Annotated in this window: 22 protein-coding genes; 18 read left to right on the top strand and 4 right to left on the bottom strand. The window is 36.8% G+C overall.

Going from position 1 to position 26,710, the window contains the following annotated elements; translation table 11 throughout:
- Positions 1–92: 92 nt before the first annotated feature.
- Positions 93–1,334, bottom strand: coding sequence for a serine hydrolase (locus HDC90_RS09220; RefSeq protein WP_221451820.1), 1,242 nt, complete (start codon positions 1,332–1,334; stop codon positions 93–95).
- A gap of 94 nt (positions 1,335–1,428) precedes the next feature.
- On the opposite strand from HDC90_RS09220, the gene HDC90_RS09215 reads away from it, so the two are divergent.
- From HDC90_RS09215 to HDC90_RS09205, 3 genes are all read left to right on the top strand, one after another.
- Positions 1,429–1,803: a helix-turn-helix domain-containing protein gene (locus HDC90_RS09215; protein ID WP_184465666.1), complete on the top strand. Its 375-nt coding sequence runs from the start codon at positions 1,429–1,431 to the stop codon at positions 1,801–1,803.
- Positions 1,804–2,047: 244 nt separating this feature from the next.
- Positions 2,048–2,683 (top strand): HAD family phosphatase, encoded by a 636-nt coding sequence (locus tag HDC90_RS09210; RefSeq protein WP_184465665.1) that lies wholly within the window; start codon positions 2,048–2,050, stop codon positions 2,681–2,683.
- 8 nt (positions 2,684–2,691) lie between these two features.
- On the top strand, positions 2,692–3,012 hold the full coding sequence (locus HDC90_RS09205) for a DUF962 domain-containing protein (protein ID WP_184465664.1): 321 nt from the start codon (positions 2,692–2,694) through the stop codon (positions 3,010–3,012).
- Between the two features lie 410 nt (positions 3,013–3,422).
- On the opposite strand, the gene HDC90_RS09200 is transcribed toward HDC90_RS09205, so the two are convergent.
- Positions 3,423–4,607 (bottom strand): proline dehydrogenase family protein, encoded by a 1,185-nt coding sequence (locus tag HDC90_RS09200; RefSeq protein ID WP_184465663.1) that lies wholly within the window; start codon positions 4,605–4,607, stop codon positions 3,423–3,425.
- 93 nt (positions 4,608–4,700) lie between these two features.
- Here HDC90_RS09200 and HDC90_RS09195 point away from each other — a divergent pair, with 93 nt between their 5' ends.
- The 9 genes from HDC90_RS09195 (at position 4,701) to HDC90_RS09155 (ending at position 13,781) form a co-directional block, all read left to right on the top strand.
- The gene (locus tag HDC90_RS09195) at positions 4,701–4,907 is read left to right on the top strand and encodes an RNA-binding S4 domain-containing protein (protein ID WP_184465662.1); all 207 of its coding nucleotides are present in this window, start codon (positions 4,701–4,703) and stop codon (positions 4,905–4,907) included.
- Positions 4,907–5,965 (top strand): 3-dehydroquinate synthase, encoded by a 1,059-nt coding sequence (aroB, locus tag HDC90_RS09190; RefSeq protein WP_184465661.1) that lies wholly within the window; start codon positions 4,907–4,909, stop codon positions 5,963–5,965. The genes HDC90_RS09195 and aroB overlap by 1 nt, the downstream gene beginning before the upstream one ends.
- Position 5,966: 1 nt before the next feature.
- Positions 5,967–6,929 carry a sterol desaturase family protein gene (locus tag HDC90_RS09185; protein ID WP_184465660.1) on the top strand — a complete coding sequence of 321 codons (963 nt, stop codon included), beginning with the start codon at positions 5,967–5,969 and terminating at the stop codon, positions 6,927–6,929.
- 546 nt (positions 6,930–7,475) lie between these two features.
- Positions 7,476–8,309 (top strand): prephenate dehydratase, encoded by an 834-nt coding sequence (locus tag HDC90_RS09180; protein ID WP_167294976.1) that lies wholly within the window; start codon positions 7,476–7,478, stop codon positions 8,307–8,309.
- Positions 8,310–8,439: 130 nt separating this feature from the next.
- On the top strand, positions 8,440–9,579 hold the full coding sequence (locus tag HDC90_RS09175) for a chorismate mutase (protein WP_184465659.1): 1,140 nt from the start codon (positions 8,440–8,442) through the stop codon (positions 9,577–9,579).
- Positions 9,580–9,753: 174 nt separating this feature from the next.
- Positions 9,754–11,040: a 3-phosphoshikimate 1-carboxyvinyltransferase gene (gene aroA, locus HDC90_RS09170; RefSeq protein ID WP_184465658.1), complete on the top strand. Its 1,287-nt coding sequence runs from the start codon at positions 9,754–9,756 to the stop codon at positions 11,038–11,040.
- 156 nt (positions 11,041–11,196) lie between these two features.
- Positions 11,197–12,294, top strand: a complete 1,098-nt coding sequence (gene aroC / locus HDC90_RS09165; RefSeq protein WP_184465657.1) for a chorismate synthase — start codon at positions 11,197–11,199, stop codon at positions 12,292–12,294.
- Between the two features lie 7 nt (positions 12,295–12,301).
- Positions 12,302–12,910 (top strand): DUF1684 domain-containing protein, encoded by a 609-nt coding sequence (locus HDC90_RS09160; protein WP_184465656.1) that lies wholly within the window; start codon positions 12,302–12,304, stop codon positions 12,908–12,910.
- A 115-nt stretch (positions 12,911–13,025) separates the two neighbouring features.
- On the top strand, positions 13,026–13,781 hold the full coding sequence (locus HDC90_RS09155) for a LytTR family DNA-binding domain-containing protein (RefSeq protein WP_184465655.1): 756 nt from the start codon (positions 13,026–13,028) through the stop codon (positions 13,779–13,781).
- A gap of 1 nt (position 13,782) precedes the next feature.
- Here HDC90_RS09155 and HDC90_RS09150 read toward each other — a convergent pair whose 3' ends face one another.
- Both HDC90_RS09150 and HDC90_RS09145 read right to left on the bottom strand, forming a co-directional pair.
- The gene (locus HDC90_RS09150) at positions 13,783–16,098 is read right to left on the bottom strand and encodes a tetratricopeptide repeat protein (RefSeq protein ID WP_184465654.1); all 2,316 of its coding nucleotides are present in this window, start codon (positions 16,096–16,098) and stop codon (positions 13,783–13,785) included.
- A 257-nt stretch (positions 16,099–16,355) separates the two neighbouring features.
- Positions 16,356–18,776 carry a thiamine pyrophosphate-dependent enzyme gene (locus tag HDC90_RS09145; protein ID WP_184465653.1) on the bottom strand — a complete coding sequence of 807 codons (2,421 nt, stop codon included), beginning with the start codon at positions 18,774–18,776 and terminating at the stop codon, positions 16,356–16,358.
- Positions 18,777–18,947: 171 nt separating this feature from the next.
- Between HDC90_RS09145 and HDC90_RS09140 the strand changes: the two genes are divergently transcribed.
- The 6 genes from HDC90_RS09140 (at position 18,948) to HDC90_RS09115 (ending at position 26,535) form a co-directional block, all read left to right on the top strand.
- On the top strand, positions 18,948–19,340 hold the full coding sequence (locus HDC90_RS09140) for a DUF1573 domain-containing protein (protein ID WP_167294985.1): 393 nt from the start codon (positions 18,948–18,950) through the stop codon (positions 19,338–19,340).
- Between the two features lie 62 nt (positions 19,341–19,402).
- Positions 19,403–20,602 (top strand): pyridoxal phosphate-dependent aminotransferase, encoded by a 1,200-nt coding sequence (locus tag HDC90_RS09135; RefSeq protein WP_184465652.1) that lies wholly within the window; start codon positions 19,403–19,405, stop codon positions 20,600–20,602.
- Positions 20,603–21,277: 675 nt separating this feature from the next.
- Positions 21,278–22,429 carry a hypothetical protein gene (locus HDC90_RS09130; protein WP_184465651.1) on the top strand — a complete coding sequence of 384 codons (1,152 nt, stop codon included), beginning with the start codon at positions 21,278–21,280 and terminating at the stop codon, positions 22,427–22,429.
- A gap of 1,024 nt (positions 22,430–23,453) precedes the next feature.
- Positions 23,454–23,711: a helix-turn-helix domain-containing protein gene (locus HDC90_RS09125; protein ID WP_184465650.1), complete on the top strand. Its 258-nt coding sequence runs from the start codon at positions 23,454–23,456 to the stop codon at positions 23,709–23,711.
- A 759-nt stretch (positions 23,712–24,470) separates the two neighbouring features.
- Positions 24,471–25,217, top strand: a complete 747-nt coding sequence (locus HDC90_RS09120) for a LytTR family DNA-binding domain-containing protein (protein WP_184465649.1) — start codon at positions 24,471–24,473, stop codon at positions 25,215–25,217.
- Between the two features lie 247 nt (positions 25,218–25,464).
- Complete coding sequence (locus tag HDC90_RS09115; protein ID WP_184465648.1) at positions 25,465–26,535, top strand: sensor histidine kinase; 1,071 nt, start codon at positions 25,465–25,467, stop codon at positions 26,533–26,535.
- Positions 26,536–26,710: the final 175 nt, after the last annotated feature.

Here is a 26,710-nt window from a genome sequence, read left to right as displayed (position 1 = left end):
AAGATTGACTGGCTACTTCTTTAATGAAATTTCCTTTCGCCTGGGCATGAACCCCGCCTCCATTGATGATAAATATGTTTGCCATAAGGAGATTAAAAAGAAGAATAAACTACGTTTTTGTACAATGTCCCCAAATCCCAATAGGAAGCTGGCAAGTATTCCTGCGTAAAAACCAATCCAATAATGTTTTCCTTTGGATCTGCCCAATAATGCGTATTAAATGCACCGCTCCAGTAAAATGTTCCTACATTGGAAGAATGGATAAATTTATTTTCATCCGTCACCAGCCAAAAACCGAGGCCAAAACGAAAATCAGGGTCTCCTTGCGAAATGGCATTTTCGGGAAGCTGGTTGGTGGTGATCAATTCAATGGTTTTTGCACCCAATAACTTCTTGCCATTGTAAATACCTTTATTTAAAAGCATTTGCAAAAATTTGGCATAATCTGCCGTAGTGGAACTCAATCCAGCTCCACCTGACAAAATGATGTCTCTTTCTAAGGGATAATTTACGGAGCTGTTTTCGTAGACAGGATGATTGACCTTTTTAAGGCCTTGATCTGTTTTTTCCGAAATGGAAATTAATCTATCAGCTTTTGAAGCAGGAATGGTAAAATACGTATCGTTCATTTCCAAAGGCTCAAAAAGCCGCTTACGGAAAAATTCATCCAATGGTAAGCCACTTACCACCTGTATGAGATAGCCTAATACATCAGTATTCATACCATAGGTAAACTTATAGCCAGGTTGGTGCAGTAATGGCATTTTCGCTAACATTTTTACCTGGTTTTTCAACAGGGTCTTACTTCCTATTCCTGATAAAATTCCCGATTTGGTGTATATGGCTTGTATTCTATCATCGTTTGTAATCCTTGGATAACCAATACCCGAAGTATGTCGCAACAAATCACGGATGGTAATTTCCCTTTGTGCCGAAACAGTCGTGTAGCTGCTATCGGCTGGGTTGAATTTGTCCAACACTTTTGGATTTTTGAACTCTGGAATGTATTTAGATATAGGGTCGTCTAAAAGGAATTTACCGTCTTCCCAAAGCATCATCGCCGCTATGCTCGTGATGGCTTTAGTCTGCGATGCGATGCGAAAAATATGGTTCGTCTTTAACGGTTGTTTGGTTGCTACATCAGCATAACCAAAGGCTTTATTGTATAAAATTTTGCCGTCCTTAATCAGCAACACATTAATTCCTCCGACCTCATTGTTTGCAATAAGCCGATTGGATAAGTTATCTAATCTTTCTTTTAATAAAGTGGTTTGTGCCGAACTGTTTAATATCACCAAACTGGCGATGAAAGTAAAAATATGTTTGTACATCATTAATTTATTTAAATTGAACAAGCAAAATTATTCAGTAATCCCTACTTTTGTATAGTATACGGCTATTTGTATGGTACGAACAAATTTGTAAGTAATGGGAAAGAGAAAAGAAAATTCAACCAATATGCACAACGAGAAAACCATAATGGAGGGGTGTGACTTGACATATGCAGTTTGTATGATTGGCGGGAGATGGAAATTGTTGATTTTGTGTAAGCTTGAAAATGGAAAACTACGTTTTAGTGAGCTTCGTGATAGGATTAATGGGATTACAGAACGAATGCTAACTCTACAGCTAAGAGAACTGGAAAAAGCAGGCTTGGTTAAAAGAACTGTTTATGCCGAAGTACCACCAAAGGTAGATTATGAACTTACAGAAATTGCCCAAGAGTTAGTGCCTATTTGGTCACAATTAAGTGATTGGGGTGCGAAGCATAGAAAAACAACCACCAAGCTGATCTCAAAGTAATTTTTAATTATACAATTGTATCTTAGTTTATCTGCATACAAAAGTTATATTTTGATTTTCTTATCAATTTATCCTTTTAAAATACTTTGAGTAGATAACCATGCCGACTTTGTTAGCATCTATGTATTTTACCTATTCTTAATCTTTGATGTGTATTTACTGAAAATTTATTTTAAAAAAACGTGATTTAATAGCTTTCATTAATCCAGCAATAATATCTTTGCAGCAAATCTTAAAGATTTCCATGCAAAACATTAAAAACATTATTTTCGATTACGGAAACGTAATATTCGATATCGATTTCAGAATTGCGCAGGCTTCTTTTCAAAAATTGGGCATTACCGATATTGAAAATTTCTTTGCTCACAAAGCACACAACCAACTATTTGATGATTTTGAAACGGGTGCAATTTCTCCTGCCGAATTTAGAGCAGGAATTAGAAAAGCCGCAGGAAAACCAGAATTAACCGACCAGCAGATTGATGATGCATGGAACAGTTTATTGATCGGAACCATACAGGAAAACCACGACTTGCTGTTAGCGGTAAAAGAAAAGTACCGTACATTTTTGCTCAGCAACAATAACGAAATCCATTACGACTGGATTATCAATTATTTAAAGGCAACCTTCCAGATCAATAATTACGATGCTTATTTTGAGAAAGCCTATTTCTCTCAGCACATGAAGTTGCGTAAGCCTAATACAAATATTTTCGAACAGGTATTAAAAGAAAACAACCTCAATCCTGCAGAAACTTTATTTATAGACGATAGTCCGCAGCATATTGAAGGCGCTAAAAAGGTAGGATTAAATGCATTACTAATGACCGAAAAACCGGCACAGCTGGGTGCTTTTTTAAAAGCGAATGGAATTTTGTAAATTAGTATATGTCAGAAAAAAAGTTTAAATCGCTAAAAGAGTTCTACCCTTTTTATTTGTCAGAACATACCAATACCACATCGCGCATTTTACATTTTATTGGTACCGCATTGGTTTGCCTTGCCTTTTTTACAGGATTTCTTTTTCACAACTGGCATTTCTTTTTAGCCATACCTGTATTGGGATACGGTTTTGCATGGGTGGGGCACTTCTTTTTCGAGAAAAACAAGCCTGCAACTTTTCAATATCCAGGTTATAGCTTAGTGAGCGATTTTATCCTCTTTTACGACCTGTTAACGGGCAAACAATCATTTGTAGTAAAGAAATAATTTTGTGCACAAAAAGCTACCGCTCAACCTAAACTCGATTGAAGCGGCATCCCCCAATTTTTCATTGGGGATACAGTGTAAAGGGAAGCTGAAGGTACCGAAGGACTGCTACGTGTTCATTTCTCCCCAAAAAAATAATGAACCATTATAAGATGAAAGATGCTGAACTAAATTCAGCAGGACGATACGGAAATAAAAAACAGTTGGCAATTTTCAATTGGCGGGTAGCTATAACGTCTCAGTATTTTCAGTTCGTCACCCTGAATTTATTTCAGGGTCCTTTACCTCATGATAGATACTGAAACAAGTTCAGTATGACGGAATGATTGAAGGGCAATTTTCAGTTGGCAGTATCAATAACCGCCCAAAACTGAAAGCTACCAACTGTTAACCGAAAACTGTAAACGGAATTACAGTTTCCTTCTTTTTAATTCTCTTTCAATCAAACCTAACTCACGGCCTGTTTGTCCGGCCACTGAAGTATTTTCTTGCGCTCTTCTGAATAAATAAGGCATTACCGCTTTAATTGGCCCGTAGGGAACATATTTTGCCACATTATAATCCGAATCTGCAAGGTTAAAGCTTAAGTTATCACTCATTCCTAACAATTGGGCAAAATATACATGAGGATGATTATGCGTTATATTTTTTTCTTCTAAAAGATAAGTTAATAAGCGGCTGCTATCTTCATTGTGTGTTCCGGCAACAATGGCAATGTCTTCAATATGATCAACACAATAGCGTAAAGATTCGTTGTAATCGCGGTCTGATGCTGCCTTATCTGGCTGAATTGGCGAAGGATATCCCATTTCTGCTGCACGTTTACGTTCTTTTTCCATGTAAGCACCCCGAACCATTTTAACGCCCAGAATAAAACCATCCGCTTTAGCAATTAAATGGTCTGCTTTCATATCGGCTAACTTATCATGACGGTACATTTGGTAAGTATTGTAAACAATAATCCGTTCACGGTTAAATTTACGCATCATTGCTAAGGCCAAATCATCGATTGTATCCTGAATCCAGGTTTCCTCCGCATCGATCATAATGGGTACGCCTTTATCGAAAGCTGTTTGGCAGATCATTTCGCAACGTTGTTTTACCTTTTCGTACTCTGCCACTTCACTGGCGTTTAGGGTTTCTTTAGCATCTAGTTTTTGCAATAAGGCAAAACGGCCAATTCCGGTAATTTTGAAAACCGTAATCGGAATTTTAACATCACCGTCAGCACGGATAATGGTGCGGATAATTTCGGCACAGGTTTCATCAAAAACCTGTTCTTCTTCTTCTCCTTCTACCGAATAATCTAAAATGGTGCCTACACCACCTTTATGTAGTTGTTCAATGGCTTTATCACATTCGGCAATGGTTTCGCCACCGCAAAACTGCTGAAAAATAGTTGCTTTAATTGCACCCTGAATTGGCAAACCGATATTTAAAAAGAAGTTTGTAATGGCCGGACCAACTTTAGTAAGAAAATTACTTCCGATCATTTTAAAAAGCCAGTATGCTTTTTTTAGTTCGTGGTTAGATTTTTGACGGAAAGCTATTTCCGTGTTGTCGAAATTTGGTTGTTTGTTGGGGGATAAGTCCATTTTTACTTTATAATAAGTCAGATTGGTGCAAAATTATAAAAAGCATTGGTTGTTAAAACTAAAAACCTCTAAATAATCGTATTTTTGCAGAAAATGATACAATTCAAATTAGAGGGCGAATTTATTCCATTAATCCAACTGCTAAAAGCAAGTGGATTAGTTGACAGTGGCGGTGATGCCCAAACCGTTGTTGAGGATGGTTTAGTAAAAACTAACGGTGAGGTCGAATTCCGTAAACGCTATAAGGTTAGAGTTGGAGATATTATTACTTTTGGCGAAAATAAAATAGAAATTATTTAATGGAACCACTAACCAGCGCAGGCCACACCCTTTATTTCGAAAGCAGTTTAGCAGCACTAAAAACACTTTTAGAAAGCAATAAATACAGCAAAGTTTTTGTACTGGCTGATGAGCATACCAGCGAGATATGTTTACCACTATTCCAGTCACTTTTAGATGATTTTTGGGAATTTGATTTGATCGAAACTTCAGCAGGAGAAGAAAATAAAAATATTGATTTTTGTATCGGTATCTGGAAAACCCTTTTGGATTTTGAAGCCGACCGCAAAAGTTTGATGATTAATTTAGGTGGCGGTGTGGTAACCGATATGGGTGGATTTATAGCTTCAACTTATAAAAGAGGTATAGATTTTATCAATGTACCCACTACCCTTTTATCGCAGGTTGATGCTTCGGTAGGCGGCAAAACAGGTATTGATATCGACAATGTAAAAAACATGGTGGGTACCTTTACCTTGCCACAAATGGTTTTTATTGAAACTGCATTTCTAAAAACATTGCCACAACGTGAGCTTTTATCAGGCTTTGCCGAAATGATTAAACATGGCTTGATTTATGATAAGCCATATTACGAAAAACTAAAAGAAAGCAATTACTTAACCCCTTCTGCTCAAGATATTTACCGATCAGTAGAAATTAAAAATGAAGTGGTTACCATCGATCCGCATGAGAAAAACCTGCGTAAGATTTTAAATTTTGGTCATACCATTGGGCATGCTATAGAAGGTTACTCTTTAGTGAATGACAAAAATCCGTTAACGCATGGCGAAGCCATTGCAATCGGATTTGTTTGTGAAGCAGCTTTATCAATCAAAAACAGCACGCTAACGAAAGAGGAACTGAATGATATTAGCGGATATATTTTATCGTTATACCCTAAATACCACATTAAAAAAGAAAGCTTCGATACCCTTTTAGAATTAATGCAGAGCGACAAAAAGAACGAAGATGGAAACATCCTCTTCTCACTTTTAGAAAGCACAGGTAAATGCACGTTTAACTGCCGTGTAAGTACAGCTGATATTTTAAGCAGTTTAGATTATTATAACAGTTTATAAAATGAATTTTACCGGAAGTGATATTTCAGTTATCGGGCTATTTGGTTTCGTAATCGTTTTAACCTTGGTTGAAATGTATTTCAGCTACCAGCACGATAAAAAATTATATACCAAACGCGATACCTGGACGAACATCTACCTGATGACGGCAGCTGTTGTGATTAATTTGGGCACAAAAACGTTTACTTTTTTCTTATTGGCCTATTGTTACCAATTCCGCTTATTCCAGATTTCTAATGTTTGGGTATATTGGATTGTGCTCATTTTGGCACAGGATTTTTTATACTGGTTTTTGCATACCGTTGGCCATTACGTGCGCTTTTTCTGGGCCATGCATGTTACGCATCACTCATCCGAACATTTTAACTTAACCACCGGGTTCCGTTCCACCGTTTTCGAGCCATTGTACCGTGTTTTCTTTTATCTGCCGCTGGCTTTTATGGGTTTTACCGCTGTTGATATCCTTTTTGCCTACCTGGTAACCCAAATTTATGGCAACCTGGTTCACACACAATACGATATTAAACTTCCAAAATGGTACGGCTATATTTTCGTAACGCCATCACACCACCGCGTGCACCATGCCAGCAATGTACGGTACCTAGACAAAAACATGGGGATGGTTTTAATTCTTTGGGATAGATGGTTCGGCACTTTCCAGGAAGAATTGCCAGAAGATGTGGTTAAATATGGTTTAACAACCCAACCTGAAGATACCGGTGCGGTTAACATTATTTTCCACGAATTTATTGCCTTAACCGCGGATGTTAAAAAGGCGCCAACCTTTATGGATAAAGTGAAATACATTTTTAATCCGCCCGGATGGAGCCATGATGGAAGCACTAAAATTGCTAAAATTATGCAACAGGAGCTACGCGATGAAGAACAGAAAAATTTTGAAGCCTTACAACAAAACAAAGTAAAAGGACTTAACGATCGTGAGGAGTTAAGCTCTACAGGATAAAAATAAGCTAAAGGCCTGTGTTTCCACAGGCCTTTTTTGATATACCTTATCTATTGTTTTTTAGCCACAGATGCGCACAGATTAACACAGATGATGTTTTAACATTCTAAAAATCTGTCATTCTGAGCGCAGCGAAGAAGCTTTATATTTACAATTAGTCCTTTCATCGCTTGCAGATACTTCGTACCTCAGCATGACAATTTATCTGTGTTGCCCCTTTTCATCTGTGGTTATGAATAACTCAACCATATAAAAATCCGTTTTTAATCAGTTCTTAGCTATAAAAAGACCAACCAATAAACTAGCCTATTTTAAACAAAATTAAATTTTATTAAAAATATTTTCAATTTCCTATTGACAAATTAAATTTTGTTACTACATTTGGCTCAACAAAAAAAGAAATGCAAATTACAAACACATATTACTTTGGTTACTTTTACTATTTTAGTGAGAGCCGGGGCTAATATGCAAAAAGATATATAACAATATTAAAATGTATAAAAAAGTCCCGGCAAACAGCCGGGACTTTTTTGTTTTAACGCAAAAATGGAAACGACAAAACGAGTAGCAATTCAGGGTATTAAAGCATCTTTCCACGAGGAGGCCGCCTACAAATTCTTTGGTAAAGACATTGAAACTGTTGAGTGTAATTCTTTTAAAGAAACCTGCGACAAGCTAGAACAAAATGACGCTGATTTCGTAGTAATGGCGATCGAAAACTCTATCGCCGGCAGTTTATTACCAAACTATACACTGATCAGAGATTTTGGTTTTTCGGTTGTGGGTGAGGTTTACTTACCTATACAGTTGCACTTAATGGCGTTACCAGGCGTAAAGTTTGAAGATATTAAAGTGGTTACTTCACACCCAATCGCCATCCGCCAGTGTATCGATTTCTTTTACGATTATCCTCACATTAAAATTGTGGAGAGCAACGATACTGCTGCTTGCGCAAAACGGATCCAGGAAGAGCAATTAACCGACACCATGGCCATTGCAAATAGTTTAGCTGCAGAACTTTACGGTTTGAATATTTTGGAACGCCGGGTAGAATCGAACAAGAAAAACTATACCCGTTTTCTGATCCTTAAAAAAGACAAAACAGACGAAGGAAAGAAAATAAACAAAGCATCAATCTGTTTCCAGGTTGGCCATAAAGCAGGCTCACTGGCAACTGTGTTAAATATTTTCGCAGAACAGGATGTAAGCTTAACAAAAATACAATCTATGCCTGTTTTAGGTAAAAGAAACGAGTATTACTTTTACGTCGATTTAGAATGGCCAAGTACCGAAAAATATGATAAGGCAATTAGAAAGGCATTAAAATATACATCGAACTTTAACATATTAGGAGAATATCAAAAGAACGACAAGGTATAAAAAAGTCGGAAGTCCGAAGTTAGACACCCGAAGATAATAGCACCATATTCAAACTTGTAATAATAAAATAATTAAAATATAACTCCGGACTTCCGACTGCGGACTAAGGACTTTAAACAACCCCATCATCATGAAACTTAATTTAAACATTCAACCTTTAAACACCTGGTTAAACGTAAACAACGAGCCATTAATCATTTCTGGTCCTTGTAGCGCAGAAACTGAAGAGCAATTATTAACTACAGCACATTTATTGGCTGCTACCGGTAAAGTATCCGTATTGAGAGCTGGTATCTGGAAACCACGTACCCGTCCGGGAGAATTTGAAGGAATCGGAAGTATCGGTTTAGAGTGGTTAAAACGCGCCAAAGCAGAAACTGGTTTACCGACAGCTGTAGAGGTTGCGAATGCAAAACACGTTGAAGAGGCTTTAGCAGCTGGTGTAGATATCCTTTGGATTGGTGCACGCTCTACAGTAAACCCATTCACAGTACAAGAAATTGCTGATGCTTTAAAAGGCCATGATGTTCCTGTATTGATCAAGAACCCGGTTAACCCTGATTTACAGTTATGGATTGGTGCAATTGAGCGTATCAACGGTGCAGGAATTACTAAAATTGGCGCTATTCACCGCGGTTTCTCCTCATTCGAAAAAAGTTCTTTCCGTAATGAACCAATGTGGGAAATGGCTATCCAGTTAAAAACTTTATGCCCTGAGCTTCCGATCATTAACGACCCAAGTCATATTTGCGGTAACCGTGAATTAATCCCTTATATTTCTCAAAAAGCATTAGATTTAGACATGCAGGGTTTAATGATCGAATCTCACGTAGATCCTTCAGTTGCATGGACAGACGCTAAACAACAAGTTACACCTGCTGCTTTAGCAGAATTGGTAGATCGTTTAACTGTACGCGAACCAGAAGCACCAAACGAAGCTTCGGCAGATAAATTAGCTGAATTACGTAAATCAATTGATAAAATTGACGATATCTTATTACAGAAATTAGGTGAGCGTATGGCTATTGTTGCTAAAATTGGTGAATTTAAACGCGATAACCAGGTAACTATTTTACAGGTTAACCGTTGGGATGCCATCATCCAAAAAGGCCAGGCATTTGCTAAAGCACTAAAATTAGACTTAAACTTTACCGAAAAATTCTTAGAATTGGTACACGGTGAGTCAATACGTAAACAAACTGAAATTATGAATGCTGGTAAAGCTGAGCAAGGCATTGCTGCAGAGCAACATACTGAGGTTAAAGCGTAGTTGAGATTAAAGCTGAAAGACTAAAGCTCAAAGCTAAGTTTACCAGTATTGTTATCCTGAGTCCGTCGAAAGATTTATGTTAATTCGACAACTCAACATGATATTAAAACAAATATAATGTGGTGTCAGATGTTTCCATCTGACACTTACATTTGAGCATAAAACAGAATAAAAATGTCGAAAAACGCCTTAGTTTCTTTTAAAGGAACCAAGAATATTAATACGGAAATCCAATTAACTGGCTCGAAAAGCGAATGCAACAGGGCCTTAATTATTAGCGCTTTAAGCAAAAAACTGGTTAAAGTTGAAAACCTTTCTAACGCTGCCGATACAGTAACACTAAATGGCATCCTGAATAAGTTGGGAGTTGAGGGTAGTGAGTTGGGAGACGCCAAACTGAAAACTGCAAACTCCGAACTGGTTGATGTTGGCCCTGCCGGAACCGCTATGCGTTTCTTATCAGCTTATCTTTCGGCTAAAAATGGCAATTTCTTGCTTACCGGGACCGAACGGATGAAACAGCGCCCTATTGGTATTTTGGTAGAGGCTTTAAAAACCATCGGCGCTGATATTTCTTATGCAGAAGCAGAAGGTTTCCCTCCATTGAATATTGTTGGCCCTTTAAATCAAAAAACTGCTGAAGTTAAAATTAAAGGCGATATCAGTAGTCAATATATTTCAGCTCTGCTGATGATTGCCCCTATCCTACCTCAGGGTTTAACTTTGGAAATTGAAGGTGAGCTTACCTCTAAACCATATGTAGATATGACTTTAGATATGTTGGCTGAAGTTGGCATTGCGCATTCCTGGAGCGGAAATTCAATCTCCATCAAACCACAGGTATTTAAACCTGGTACTTTGGTTGTTGAGCCCGACTGGAGTGCAGCATCGTATTGGTATAGTATTGCAGCATTAGCTGATGAAGCAGAAATTAGTTTACCTGCTTTAAAAGAAAAAAGTTTGCAGGGCGATAGCCAGATCAAAAATATCATGAAGATTTTCGGTATCGCTACCAGTAAAACCAATAATGGAATTGCCATTAGCAACCTAGGTCTTTCCTTAGATACAAAAGAAGTTCTAGACTTAAAAACCTGTCCGGATTTAGCGCAAACCATTGTAGTTATTGCAGCAGCATTGGGCAAAAACATGGCTTTTACAGGCTTAGAAACTTTAAAAATCAAAGAAACAGATCGCATTGCAGCCCTTCAGAACGAATTGGCTAAAATAGGCGTTACTTTTACAGAAGATAATCTGGTATATACTTTAAACACAGATAACCTTCATTTTCCGGATAAAGTTACTTTCGCAACCTACGAGGACCACCGTATGGCCATGGCTTTTGCACCACTTGCCTTATTGATAAATGAAGTTGAAATTGAAGAAATGCAGGTAGTAGAAAAATCTTATCCGTATTATTGGGAAGATTTGAAAAAAGCGGGATTTGAGGTGAGAGAGATATGAGACACGAGATTTGAGATATGAGATTTGAGGCACTAGCAGTGAGACTCAAGAAATAAAACAACAATAATAATCTAACATCTAAAAACAATGAAGTTCAGATATGATAAACAGAATACTACTCAAATCTCATATCTAGCTTCTCACATCTAAACAAATATGGCAGGCAACTCATTCGGACAACTATTTCGCATCACAACCTTTGGCGAATCTCATGGCGTAGCCATTGGGGTAATTATTGACGGCTGTCCGGCGCAATTGGATATCGATATGGATTTTATCCAATCAGAACTTGACAAGCGTAAACCGGGTCAATCCAAAATCACCACTCAAAGAAAAGAAAGCGATACTGTTCAGATTTTATCGGGTGTATTTGAAGGAAAAAGTACGGGTACGCCAATTGCACTTTTAATTCCGAACGAGGATCAACGTTCAAAAGATTACGGTCATAATGTGGATGTTTACCGCCCTAGCCATGCCGATTATGTTTATGATGCAAAATATGGTATCCGCGATCACCGCGGCGGAGGCCGCTCTTCTGCCCGCGAAACTGCTGCCCGTGTTGCGGCTGGTGCAATTGCAAAGCTGTTTTTGAAGCAACAGGGCATTGAAATTTTTGCACATGTAACTTCGGTAGGTACTATAGAAGCTCCTAATTTAGAAAGTAATGATCTATCTGCTTTATTGCAAATTAGAGAAGAAAATATTGTACGTTGTGCTGATCCTGCAACTGCACATGAAATGGTTGAGTTCATAGATTCTGTTAGAAAAGATGGCGATACCGTTGGTGGAAAAATAGGCTGCATCGTAAAAGGCTGCCCTGCCGGCTTAGGTGAGCCTGTTTTTGATAAATTGCATGCCGATTTAGGCAAAGCCATGCTCAGCATTAATGCCGTTCATGGTTTCGAATATGGCTCTGGCTTTGCCGGAAGCGAATTAAGAGGATCGCAGCACAATGATATCCCTCAGCCAAAAGCTGCCGATTCGAAAGTTTTTAAAACTACAACCAACTATGCTGGGGGTATTTTAGGTGGCATTTCTAACGGAATGGACATTACCTTTAAAGTGGCATTTAAACCTGTAGCAACCATTATGCATAACCAACAAACCATCAATGCTGCTGGTGAAGCTTCAGAGATTAAAGGTAAAGGCCGCCACGATCCTTGTGTGGTACCCAGAGCAGTAGTAATTGTTGAAGCGATGGCTGCACTGGTTTTAGCCGATCAGTTTTTAAGAAACAAAGCAAGTATTATTTAATTTTTTTATGAGAATCATCACCTTCTTATTGCTATTGATCAGCGTGGATAGCTTTGCACAAAGTTATGCTGAACAGATCTCAAAACATCGTGAAACCTATAAACAGGATTTCATTAAAGATGAGCACTCACCACTCAAAAAAAATGACCTGCAAAACCTTCATTTTTATGAGGCAGACAGTGCGTATAAAATCTTAGCCGATGTAGAAATACTGAAGAATGAAAGGGTTTTCAAAATGCCCACTTTTAACGGTTCTAGCAGCGATTACTATAAATATGCGCATGTAAACTTTGTTCTCAACGGCAAAAAAAATCAGATGACTTTATATAAAAGTGTTTCTTTATCAACCAATCCGGTTTATAAAGACTACCTCTTTCTGCCTTTTACTGATGAAACCAACAATAAGGAAACTTATGGAGGAGGCAGGTACATTGATCTGGATGCAAAAGAAATCGTAGATAATCGTATCGAAATCGATTTTAATAAAGCCTACAATCCTTATTGTGCCTATAGCGACGGATACCGTTGCCCAGTCCCTCCAGAAGAAAACGACCTGCAATTGGCCGTAAAAGCTGGAGAGAAATTATACACTGGAGAAAAGAAACACCAAAAATAAATTTAACTTTGCGTTATCGATAGAACGATAGCTAGACTGTATTATAATCTATACTTTAGCGTAATTTTAACTAAAAATACCTGTTCTGTAAATAAATTATATATCCTATATCTAAATGACGTACAGCTGCCTAATTGTTGATGATAATGAAATTGAAAGAGATGCCATAGAAATGCATCTTAAAAAAATCCCATCATTAAATATTATTGCTGTTTGTAGTAACGGGATAGAAGCTTCGCAAATTTTATCAACCACTTCAGTGGATATTGTTTATTCCGATATTGATATGCCAGAGCTTTCAGGTATGGATTTATTAAAGAGCCTAAAAAAACAGCCGTTATTTATATTTATCACATCATTTAGCGAGTACGCGGCAGAAAGCTTTAACCTGGATGCACTTGATTTTATTGTTAAACCTGCAACATTCGAGCGCATATTAAAAGCTACCAATAAAGCAATCGAATATATTGAGTTGAGGAAGCAAGTAAATAAACTTCCTGCTGAAAATTTAAACGATTACGATAAAAAAGACGATGATTATTTCTTTTTTAGGGAAACAAAAGGCATAACCAAGCTGAAATATAATGATGTAATTTATATTGAAAGCATGGGCGATTTTTCAAAGCTGTTTACCAGTGGTGATAAACATGTTATTTTGGTAAGCCTAAAAAATTTAGAAAAACAATTGCCTTCGAAAATCTTTTCAAGAGTTCACAAACAATACATCATTAATATTAACCATATTGCAACCTTAACCAATCACGAGGTTCATTTAGATCATAATTTTCTGGTTCCAATAAGTGCCGCCAACAGGCAAGAATTACTGGAAAAATCTATTGATAAGAAAATTCTGTCGAGATTTTTAAAATAAGTTATTTCTGCAAAATTATTTTAAAATAACTTCCACCTGTAGGAATAGTATCGGCGCTGATTTTGCCATTCATTAAGCTAATAAAAGTTCTACAGAGCAATAAACCTAAACCAGTACCTTTTTCTTTATTTGTGCCCAAGGTGCTCATACCCGCACCTAAATAACCTGGCTTATTAAAATGTTCTACCTGTACAGGTGTTAAACCGACGCCAGTATCTGAAACTTTAATTTCCACTGTACTTCCAATAGAAAGAGCGCTGGCGGTGATGGTACCACCATTTGGCGTAAATTTAATTGCGTTACTGATGATATTGCGGATAACCAATATGAACATGTTCGAATCTGCTTTACAAAATGTTTTGGCCGGCACTAAATTCTGAATAGCCAAATGCTTTTGATTAGCGTTATCGTGCAAAGAAAGAATAACATCATTAATCAGCTCATGAACGTCCAATGATTCTAAATACGGGTTAAAACCCTGCATCTGGCTGGCTGCCCAATTGAGAAGGTTCTCCATCATTGTGGAGGTATAAGTGAGATTATTTTTTAGTGAGGCAGCATATCTGTTTAATTTCTCTTGCTCAATATTTCCACCTTCTAACAACTGCATAAAGGAAATTAATGAATTAACAGGCGTACGCATATCGTGGCTTACTACACTAAAAATACGATCTTTAACTTTACTTAACTGCTCTAATTCCCGTTTTTGCGTATTGATAATCTTATTCAGCCTGGTTGTTTTCCGCTGGTTAAAAAATATAACAATGGCAATAATCAGAATAAGTGTTGCAGCTATGGTAAGGAATAATTTAACACGTTCATCAAATTTAATCTGCTGTACCTGTTTACTAATCTGTTTATCCTTTATTCCGGCCGCTAACTGTGCCGCAAACTTAGCATTAGCAAATTTGCTATCCTGCGCCAAACGCTGAATATCGAGATCGGCTTTTGCTTTTTGAAAAGTTAACAGATCCAATGCTTTTTCTTTATCACTCAACACTAACTGTTGCCTCTTTAGCGCAAGTTCTTGCTGTTGTCTTTTTAACTCAGCTTCTGTAAGTTTTTGTTTCAATAAATAGTTGCGCTCCTTAATGCCAAAATCGAGCTGCATTTGCCTTCTGGTAATTTCTTTTTCTTTCTCCTGATCGAAAATTTTATCTCTAACAGCAATATACTGCCTGTAGTAGGCTAAAGATTTGTTGTAATCTTTTTGTTTTTCATATACGGCACTTAGTCCTAAAGAAGATTGTTTTTCAATATCTAGTAGTCTGTTATCTTCTGCAATTTTTAAACTATTATTGAGTAATATGATTGCATGTTCAAAATCATTTTCCTTTTGGTAAAAGTTTCCCAAAGCATATAAACTTGCGGCATAAGCTTCCTTATCTTCTCCTGTTTTATTTAACTCAACCGATTTTTGATACGATTTTAACGCCGCATCCTTTTGTCCTATTGAAGCGTACAAATCGGCAAGATCTCGTTTAACTGTAGCGATTAAGCCTATATCTCCAATAGCTTCTGACACCTTCAACGACTTGTTGTAATATGTTAAGGCCAGTTTTATTTTCTGGTTGGGCATTACATCCATCTCCGTTAATTCACGATCTGAAGCTTCGAAATAATTGGTTCCGATCAGGCCATAAACAACGGCTACACCTCTTGTATTTTCGCCATCTTTAGCAAATACTTTTAGCGCCAAGTTCATGTAAACCAATGCCTGACTCTGATTGCCCAAACTTTGGTAAATAGTAGAAATATTGGTATAACAACTGGCCATATCGGTTTCATTGCCCATTTTTTCGTAGATAGCTATAGCCTTTTGGTTAACATCCAGTGATTTTACATAATCAGGAATGCTGCTATATAAAGCGCCCAGATTGAGGTAAGTACCAGCCACCATATCCAAATTTCCTATTGCAGAAAACTCATTAACTGCATAATTATAGTTTTCTTCAGCCTTTTGATAATCAGACCTTCCATGATACATTAAACCCCTTCGGTAATAAGCCATGGCAGAGAATTTTTTCAGATTTTTCTCATGCGAAAGCTCAATGGTTTTATCCACATATTCTTCTGCTTTCTCTACATTTTTCATCCGCATGTATTGACGGTAAACCTCCGTCAATATTTTGATTTTAGTGGAATCTGATTTTAGATTTTTTAAATTTAAACTTAAAAGGCTATCAAGTTTCTTCTGCGGTGCACCAATCTGGCTAAAGCCAGCTGTGTATAAAAATGAAAAAAAGAGCAACAACATGCCTTTTTTTAAAAAACATGCTTTACTAACTAACTGAGCATTTACAAGATAGCGCTTCATTTTCAGACCAAACTAATAACTTATTTTTATCGGAAAATACCACGAAAAATCTTGAAAAATACAGCGTTTTATGCCGGGGATGAGATAAAACATTCTGAAATAACAAAATAGTGTTTGGTTTATAAAAGTAAATAAAAAACCGATTAATAGGTAACCAGTTTTTTACATTTTCATCAAAATCTCAAATCATTTAAGCATAAACAAAATAAGAAACTGATTGTAAACCTTTTAAATTATTCAGACTGTTAATTACTTAATTAAAAAAGCGAAGGGTATTTGGCTGGGTTTGCATCATGCATCATCTGGTAAATGGTTTCGATTACATCATCAACTGATGGTTTACTGAAATAATCGCCGTCTGATCCAAATGGCGGACGATGCGCTTTAGCCGACAATGTTTTCGGCTGACCATCTAAATGGAAATAACCTTTTTGTTCTTCCAGTACCTTTTGCAGGATATATGCAGATGCACCTCCTGGAACATCCTCATCTACTACCAATAATTTACTTGTTTTGGCAAGAGAGTTTACACAAACTTGCGTAGTATCGAAAGGCAAAAGCGTTTGTGGATCTATAATTTCTACAGAAATACCCAATAAGCTCAACTCCTCTGCTGCCTCCTGAACAATTCTTAAAGAAGAACCATAGGATATTACGGTAATGTCTGTTCCTTCTTCTAAAACCTCTGCTTTGCCTAACGGAACAGTAAAATCGCCAACATTACTTGGTAGTTTTTCTTTAAGCCTATAACCGTTTAAACACTCAATTACTATTGCAGGTTCATCAGCCCTAAAGAGGGTGTTGTACATACCGGCAGCCTGGGTCATATTTCTTGGCACGCATAAATGCATTCCTCTTAAAGTGCCTAAAATCATACTGATTGGCGACCCTGAGTGCCAGATTCCTTCCAATCGATGACCACGGGTACGTACAATAACCGGTGCTTTCTGAATCCCTTTGGTGCGATAGGAAAGCGACGCTAAATCGTCGCTAAGTACATTTAGTGCAAAAATTAAATAATCAAGATATTGTATTTCGGCAATTGGCTTTAAGCCCCTCATAGCTAAGCCTATACCTTGCCCCATAATGGTCATTTCTCTAATTCCGGTATCGGTAATTCTTAATTCACCATATTTGGCCTGCAAACCTGCAAAACCTTGATTGACATCACCAATATTCCCTAAGTCTTCTCCAAAAGCAACCAAACGCGGATCGCGCGCAAAGTTTTCATTAAAGCAGGCATTAAGCACTTCCCTACCGTCAACCATTTTCGATTGCTCATCATATACAGCATTAACCACTGCAATCATATCTGGGCTTTCTTTACCGTCTGTATGCAGTTTAGAGTTGTAACGGTCGTAATTAAACCTATCTTGTTGTTTATACCATGCTAATAGCTCATTGCGCTCTGGAGAGCTAAAACCAGCCGATAAACGTATTGCTTTTCGTGCAGCGGTATATACTTCCCGGCGTTGTGCATCGGCAGTTGAAGCCAGATTTGCCGCAATTTTAGCCAGTTCGGGTTGATGTTTAGCGATACCACTAATTAAATCAACAACTTGTTTTTGTTCTGGTTTAATACTATCCAAAAACTCATTCCAGGCTTCTTTTTGTGCGTTGCGCACATAAACCTTTGCATCTTTTTCAACCGTGGCAATTTCTTCTTCGGTTGTTATCGCTGAATCGAGCATCCAGGCACGCATTTTCAGGATACAATCATGCTCATTTTCCCAAGATAAGCGGTCTTTTGATTTGTACCTTTCGTGCGAGCCAGAGGTGGAATGCCCTTGGGGCTGAGTAAGTTCGGTAACGTGAATTAAAACAGGTACATGTTCTTCTCTACAAACATTTATTGCTTTTTCGTATACCTCGCATAAAGCAGGATAATCCCAGCCCTTTACTTTATAAATTTCATATCCCGGCTGATCAGCATCACGTTGAAAACCTTTTAAAACTTCTGAGATGTCTTCTTTCGTAGTTTGATATTTTGCCGGGACTGAAATGCCGTAAGCATCATCCCAAATAGAAATGGCCATGGGTATCTGCAAAACACCTGCAGCATTAATGGCTTCAAAAAACACCCCTTCCGAAGTTGATGCGTTACCAATAGTACCAAAAGCTACCTCATTTCCGTTTACAGAAAAGTGTTTTAAGTAATCGAGTTCTTTATTTTGCCTGAATAATTTAGAAGCATAAGCTAAACCTACCAAACGGGCCATCTGCCCACCTGTTGGAGAAATATCTGATGAGCAGTTTTTTATCTGCGTTAAATCGTTCCAGCTGCCATCTTCATTAACAGATTTTGTTGCAAAATGACAGTTCATTTGCCTCCCACCCGAAAATGGATCGGCTCCATCAGTTGGATTGGCATAAAGCTGTGCAAAAAATTCTTTAATAGTGGAAATGCCTGTTGCAAAAGCAAAAGTTTGATCGCGGTAATAACCCGAGCGCCAATCGCCGTTTTTAAAAGCTTTGGCCATGGCCACCTGGGGCACCTCTTTACCATCACCAAAAATACCAAATTTAGCCTTCCCTGTTAATACTTCTCTACGGCCTAAAATACTGGCCTGCCTACTTTCAAAGGCTATTTTATAGTCGTTTATGACGATAGATTTAAAATCGTTAAAACTGAGTTCGGAAGCATCAATAGTGTTGGTCATCAATTTTTCATTCGGCATAGTAATCAAAGATTGGTTGCGGCAAATATATACAAAATTAAAAGTTTGCCTTTATCCTCCATTGTAAAATTATATATCGATTTGCAAAATATATTTGGAATAGTTTTTGTTTTAAAATGAAAATATTAAATTTGTTTTAGAATTTTAAAAAATAAATTACAACCACATAACATGAAAAAGATCTTAGTATTATTCGCTTTTGTTTTGGGTTTAAGTGTTGCTGTAAATGCACAAACTAAACCTGCAGAGTTTAAATTCGAATCGGAAACCCACGATTTCGGTAAAATTGTTTTGAACAAACCAGTAACTTACGATTTTAAATACACTAATATTGGCGAAGAGCCTTTAATTATCACCAAAGCGGAAGCAAGCTGTGGATGTACAGTACCTAAATACACTTCTACTCCATTAAAAAAAGGCGAAACCGGTGTAATTTCGGTAACGTTTAACGCTGCTGCTGGTCCTTCTACTTTTTCGAAAGCCGTAACCATTACTTCAAATGCCAAAACACCTATTAAAGTGCTTTACATTAAAGGCGAAACGGTTGCAGCAGCTTCAAAATAATTTTTTAAACGATAATATTTAAAAAGTCCCGATTTTCATCGGGACTTTTTTATTTTTGTGCCATGCCAAAAATTTCACAAAAAGGTGTGCAGATGCCTGCATCGCCAATCAGAAAGTTAACTCCATTTGCAGATCAAGCTAAAAAAGATGGTAAAAAAGTTTTCCATCTCAATATTGGTCAACCAGATATCGAAACACCTGAGGGAATGTTAAACGCCATCAAAAACATTGATTTTAATGTTTGGGCCTATACTCCATCTGAAGGTACACTTGCTTACCGTTTAAAACTTACCGAATACTACAATAAACTAGGCTACAATATTACGCCAGAAAATATATTGGTAACTGTTGGTGGCTCTGAGGCCATTACCATTGCCATGCAAACCTGTGTAAATGAAGGCGATGAAATTATCATTCCAGAACCTTTTTATGCCAATTACAATGGCTTTGCCTGTATGAGCAATGTGGTTGTAAAACCAATACTTTCTTACATTGAAAATGGTTTTGCTTTACCACCGATTGCCGAATTCGAAAAATTGATTACTGAAAAAACCAAGGCAATTATTATCTGTAACCCCAATAATCCTACAGGTTATTTATATTCAAAAGCAGAATTAGAGGCTTTAAAAACACTTTGTGTTAAATACGATCTATTTTTATTCTCTGATGAGGCCTACCGCGAATTCTGTTATGATGGAAGGGAATTTATCTCACCTATGCACTTAGACGGTTTAGATGAAAATGTTGTTATTATGGATACCGTTTCTAAACGTTACAGCGCTTGTGGGGCACGTTTAGGCTGTTTGATTACCAAAAACAAAGACGTTATTGCATCAGGATTAAAATTTGCACAGGCAAGATTAAGTCCGGGTATGGTTGAACAGATTGCCGGTGCAGCAGCTGTAGATACGCCAGATAGTTATTTTGAAAAAGTAAATACCGAATATACTTTACGCCGTGATACTTTGGTTGGTCGGTTAAATAATATTGAAGGTGTTTTCTGTCCTAATCCAGGTGGCGCATTTTATGTAGTGGCAAAATTTCCTATCGATGACGCCGATAAATTCTGTCAGTGGATTTTAGAGGACTTTAACCATAATAACCAAACGGTAATGATGGCGCCTGCAACCGGGTTCTATTCTACCCCTGGTTCTGGTAAAAACGAGGTTCGTATGGCGTACGTATTAAATACCGACGATTTAAATGCAGCTATGGATTGCCTGGAAGTAGCATTGAAACAATATCCAGGAAGAGTAAGTTAATTCTAAAAATTATTTAAACCGATTAATTGTTGAGCATAGGCACAATTTTAGCAATTAATCGGTTTAAACAGTTATGGAAGTACAGTTAATTTGTATATTCTTGTAGATAGTCAATGTATAATAAGCTCAAATAATGGCAAATGACTAAATACTAATAAAAATAGAAGAGATATCTCCTAGAGAACTATAAATTAAATAGAAAAAGTCATCACCTATCTCTAAGCATAGCCGAGGTAAAGCAAACCTCCCGCGCAATCGAAAACCACCTACAATGACAGATATTTAACCTCAAGGTAAAATGCAATAAGAAAATGTGGTAATGCCTTCTGTTTTTCTGGTCATTCTTTATCTAACTAAATGCCCGCATTAAAAGCATCTGCATTTTAGATAATTCGCTTCGCCTTTCCACTTCCTTAAATTCTTGCAGCTATAGCTCCTTCCCATAATATTTGCATTCATGTGTATGATCGCCGATATCCGGACTGATCTAAATAAATACAAATTGCCCTGATATATTATCGAATAGCGCAACCATTAAAACCGGAATAATATGCTAATCTCAGCCAAAAAAAATGCAGAAATTAAGTTTCACCACGTTAACGGTCAGTTTTACCACGTTAACACAAAAAAAGAAAATAAAAAAACTTAGAATTAAGCAATTGGCTACTAAGCAAAATGACATTTGAACTTATCAGCTTCAGGAAAATAATTTTAGATGCCATTAAAGTAGAAGCGGCACATCAGCGGCCGCGTAAGGAACTGCAAGATGAAATTATAAAGGAAAGTAATCAGATAATCAGTTCCATTCTGTGTAATGTTGCGCAAATAGCACCTAAGAGATCAAAGGCTTACGTAAGGCAATATCAAAGAGGGTTGACGCAATTAATAGATGAGTTAGCACTAATGGTGAATAATGATAACCATAATGCTGGTCAAAAAGGCAAAAACGAAGAAATAAGCGGCGTAGCAAATCTACTCAACCAGATGGTTTTGGATCTTCAACAGCATTTACCATATTATTTTGACTATGATTGCCCTGTTTCTATCATTACTCAAAAACAAATATTATTGAATGTTGCAGAAAATTCCATTCTGATCCTAAAAAAACTTGAAGAACTGCAAGCCGATAATGAGACTGTTGTCATTTTCAAACATATCTTCGAGCACTTAAATGGCGTCAGTGGCCGCTTCACTTTCGAAAAGGCTATATATCTACATGACTTTTTTGAATCGCTTAAAATAGCATTAAACAAATTTGTTCCTCCTTTAGATGTGCAAGAGATTATCCTGCTGCTAGTCTCCCTAAATTTTAATCACCCATCTTTTTATCATTCCTGTTGCTGCCACTTTAATCATGAACTTCAAAAGTGCGAAAACATCAGCGAGCAATATAGATTAATTCATTTCTTTAAAAAGTTAATTGAGCAGGTTTTTAAAACCATAAGTATATCATATAATGGAAATTTGCCCAATATTGATGAATCGCTATTGAGGTATATCAAAAGCGAAATCAGCTATCTCAAAACAATAGATGCGATAGCCGAAGACCTAAGTTGTGGTGGTATTTTAGACAGCAATTTTAAAGTAACATTCACCGTTAGGCAGCTTGCAATATTCATCCACCTACAAGTTGAGGCTGGCATCATCACAACTCACAGCCCCAAGGCATTGCATCAATATGTTACGAAGCATTATAGCACTACAGAAAGAGATATCATATCAGAAAAAAGCTTTAAAAATGCATACTACGCAAATGTTGGAATCGATGTTCAAAAAGTGATCGAAAAAATCGTTGTCATGTTGGGCATTGCCCAAGACAAATACTAACCGAGAAGATTTAACAAATCCTTCCTTCGTAAAAAATCTACAAATTCAAAATACCAGTGTTCTGAATAATCATCCCGTTCATGTAATTCTTTTTGTTGGGTTCCAATAATATCCTGAAGTGTAAAAAAACCCATTAGTTTACTTCTAAGCTTAAAATTTTCTGATAGTGGAAGTTCTGCGATTGGCAGATTGACGAGAAAATGATTTGACTGGGAAAAACTATCCATAAAAAGCGTGGGTTAACCCGATATCCGCTTTAGAGGCACCGCAAAATGCCCAGACACAAGATAAACAGGCACCCACGCATAGCGTAGGCAACCATCTATTTTTTCCTGTGTCTTTTGAAGTTTTGCGGTTTTCTAAAACAGTAAAATAGCTATTGCTACAATATCAATATGTAATTAATTTTTATTTCATGGCTCAAATATAACAGATCTGAGCCTTTTATTCCCTTAAAACAAAAAATAAAGAGGCTGCTAGAGGTTGCCCTACCAGCAACTTGATAAAGTTTAAAAGATGAATTTCTTTGCTCTTGAAACAGATTAGGGAAAAGAACAATCTGTCAATTATGTTATGTACCAAACTGATTTTAGTAAAATGGAAAATCTGGCTCAGATGCGAGGAGATTAGAAGACAGCGATCCAGCTTCGAAACAACAAAGAAAAATCTGATATGAAGACAAAGATACTACAGGTATAAGTCTTGGCGGAGAGAAAAGTGGGCTTCCCAAACCATAACCTCATAATGTTTCTCACGCCTTACGTTGAAATGGAATTACAGCAGAAGCCCACTCTTATTTTGGAAAGCTAAAGATAGCAATTCCGCTATAAGAAATGGGATAAAATCTGCTGTCTTGCTCCAACGGCGTGAGATTTGAGGTTGCAAGACTCTTAATTTTACCTTACTGGTTTTATTTTTTTATTACGTAAATGTAGATAAAAAAAAGCCTATTGTCAAGTAATTACATGACGATTTAAAATAAAATATAAAAGACATTGCCAATTATATTTTTATTAGCAATGAAATGATTAGTGAGAAAGAAAAAATAATTCTGAAAAAATTCGGTCAGCATTTAAAATCGTTAAAGGAGAAACAGAAACTTTCTTATCGCGAATTTTATAAGAGAAGTGGAGTTAATACCGGAGATATTATTAAATATGAAAATGGAGAAACCAGCCCAAGTTTTATTACAATAATGAGATTGGCAATAGGTTTAAAAATCCATCCAACAGCACTTCTTGATTTTAATTTTGGAATAGACTTTAACGCTGGGCTTGAATAGTATAAGTCTTAACAATAATACCATAGTAGCAAATATGAAGACTATAGGCAATTAAAGGAGGAAATAACAAATTACACAGCGTAAACCATTAAAATAAAATCATCAAAAGCGGAGAAAAACATATAACAGGAATGCCTAATGATCTTATTGGCATGCTAAGTGTTAACGCAAAATATATTCAATCCTTCTAATCCGCTCTGCTGATTTTCGCAAAGTTTTCTTTTTCTATCAGGCATCACTCCTTCTATCAATAGCTGGTTCCAAAAAATCGACTGCCGACGGTGAAACATCACGGAAGAATTAGGAAATCCTGTACTATGTTAAAAAATTTTGCCACTATGCGCTATGAAAATCCTAACTTATGCCCTGTTATTTCTTGCAACATATTTGAAAAATTCTAACCCTTTTAATAACAAATTGTTTAGAGCAATCCTTTTTAAAACGTAGCCGCGAATCCAAGCAATACTTAAAGAAGCTAATCTTAATGCAACCAAAAGCGGCATTACGATTGCTGGTCAAGCCAGGAATAATATCCATATTCCATCATTGCCCCTCTATTGTTTTTCTAAAAAACTAAGCTTTTCAGAAAGAGCTCCAAATACAGTTTGGCGCTAAAACGGTAATGAACAACTATTAATTTAATGTTAGCCAGTTATTGGCTAACATTAAATTAGTTAACTATCACATTCTTAATCTTTTTCACTATTCCTTTTAAGAATAAATTTATTAAATTGCCTTTATCTACTTAAATCTATCTAAATGAAAAACTCAATCTCATGTATCATCATTGATGATGATCCTACCGCAATTAATATTTTACAAGACCATATTGCGGAAATGCCAAGATTAAAAATCCACCGCACCTTCACAAAACCGATAGAAGCCCTAAGCGAAATTAGTACTGAAAGCAATAAACAGCTAATCTTTTTGGATATCGATATGCCAGCAATGTCTGGCCTACGGCTCGCTGATAATCTCAAGCACAAATCGCATAACATTATTTTCACTACCTCCTATCCAGAATTTGCGCTAGATGCCTTCAAAGTGAGGGCAAAACATTATCTGTTAAAACCTTTCAACATGGGAGATTTTGCAGAAGTGGTTAACGAGGTCCTTTCCGAGTATTATGATACCCAGCGTCTTGTTCAAGAAAATGAAGAAGCATTCTTCTTACGCACAAACGGCGAACGCGGCAGACTGACCAAAGTACTCAAAAAAGACATCATTTATCTCCAGGGCTCAAATAACCATGTGCACATTTACACGCCAACAAATGATTATTCGGTATACATGACCATTAAGGAAATGGAAGAAAAACTCCGGGAAAATGAACACTTCTATCGCGTTCACAAATCATACATGATTAACACCACCTTTGTAAAGGAAATTAATGGGCATAAAATCGATCTTGGAAAGTACGAAGTGCTCATGACCCCACAATACAAAGCGGCCTTTATGGATTATATAGAAAGCCAAACCCTTGTCTCAAAACGACTAAGGGATTGACCCTTGCAAACCTGATTGGGTTGTTAATGTTGTAATCGCTGTAACTGTACTAGTTGTTGGATCAGTTTTTTGAGAGCGCATATCAGCCGCCCTTTGTGAGCGGAAAACAAATACAGTTTTCCGGGTCGATTTTAAGTCTATAATTCTTTTCATAAACGAAAATTAGCGCCATCGAAATCCCTAAAAGACTACATTACGCAAAGCAATTATTGACTGTTGTGAAACCAAATTTTAACTCAAAAACAAAATGAAAAACTGGTTAAAAAATTACCGTTGGCATATTATTGCATGGGCTATCTTTATTCTTTATGAACATGTAATTGTTTCGCTGATCCTTGATATAAACGCCGATATATTAAACTACTTCATTCATTACATCATCAATATAACACTCTTTTATATTCATGCTGAACTGGTACTGACAAGAGGTCTGAAACCGCAAAAACCTGCTTATTTAAGCATAGTTATATTTACATTACTTGAATTATGTTTGCATACTGTTATCGCATACCTTGCAGATCGTTTCTTTTCAAAAACCATGATACTTTCTATTGGTAAACATCCGGTTATAGACTGGAAGCATATGTTTTTAACAGTATGGCGGGGAATTTATTTCCTGCTCTTTTCAACAGCTTATTATTTTATTAAAAGTTATATCCAGCAGAAACATCGAACAGTAGAGTTGGAAAAAGAAGCCATTGAAGAAATGTTGAAGCAAAAGCAAACAACACTTGAACTGGCTAATGCTAAAAATGCCTACCTCAAAGCACAAATTAATCCTCATTTCATGTTTAATACCTTAACCTACATATATAACAGTACACATAAAAGTGAACCCCGGGCTGCAGAAGCCGTGAGATACCTTTCAAAACTGATGCGTTACGCGCTGGAATGTGAACATGGTCCGGAAATTATGCCTCTGGAAGCAGAGATCCGCCAAGTCGAAAACCTTCTTCTGCTTAGCAGAATAAAGCAGCCCGACTTATTTATAGATTTTAGTTATGACCGGAAAACCGAATCGACCGAGGTAATTCCATTACTTTTACTTACCCTAATCGAAAATATGGTTAAACATGGTAACCTGAGCCAACCAGAAGACCCTGGAAAGATTATAGTAAAACTGCAGAAAGGGCTGTTTAGCATTCAAACAAGCAACCTGATTAATACAGGCCTTAACGATACAGGTTTCCATACGGGCCTTGAAAATATCCGGCAAAGATTGCTTCATACCTATGCAGACAAGGCAGAGATCTCTTCCGGACCGAAAGGTAATTATTTTGAAGTGCTAATTACAATCAATCTGGTAGAGGCTCGTTGATTCATAATTTAGCAGAAACATATCAGATTAAATAAAATTGTATTTTTTTGTTCATGATGGCGTGATAAGTATCTGAAACACGTACCAAATGTTTATCAATAACCAAAGTTTTCCATTCCACACTACCCACCTTCAAACTGACAATAAAGATCAGTTTTCATATAAAAAATATGTT

Source organism: Pedobacter sp. AK013 (genome assembly GCF_014205835.1).
GTDB lineage: Bacteria > Bacteroidota > Bacteroidia > Sphingobacteriales > Sphingobacteriaceae > Pedobacter.
Note: the sequence above shows the minus strand (reverse complement) of the source record. Positions and strands in the feature narration are given on the sequence as shown.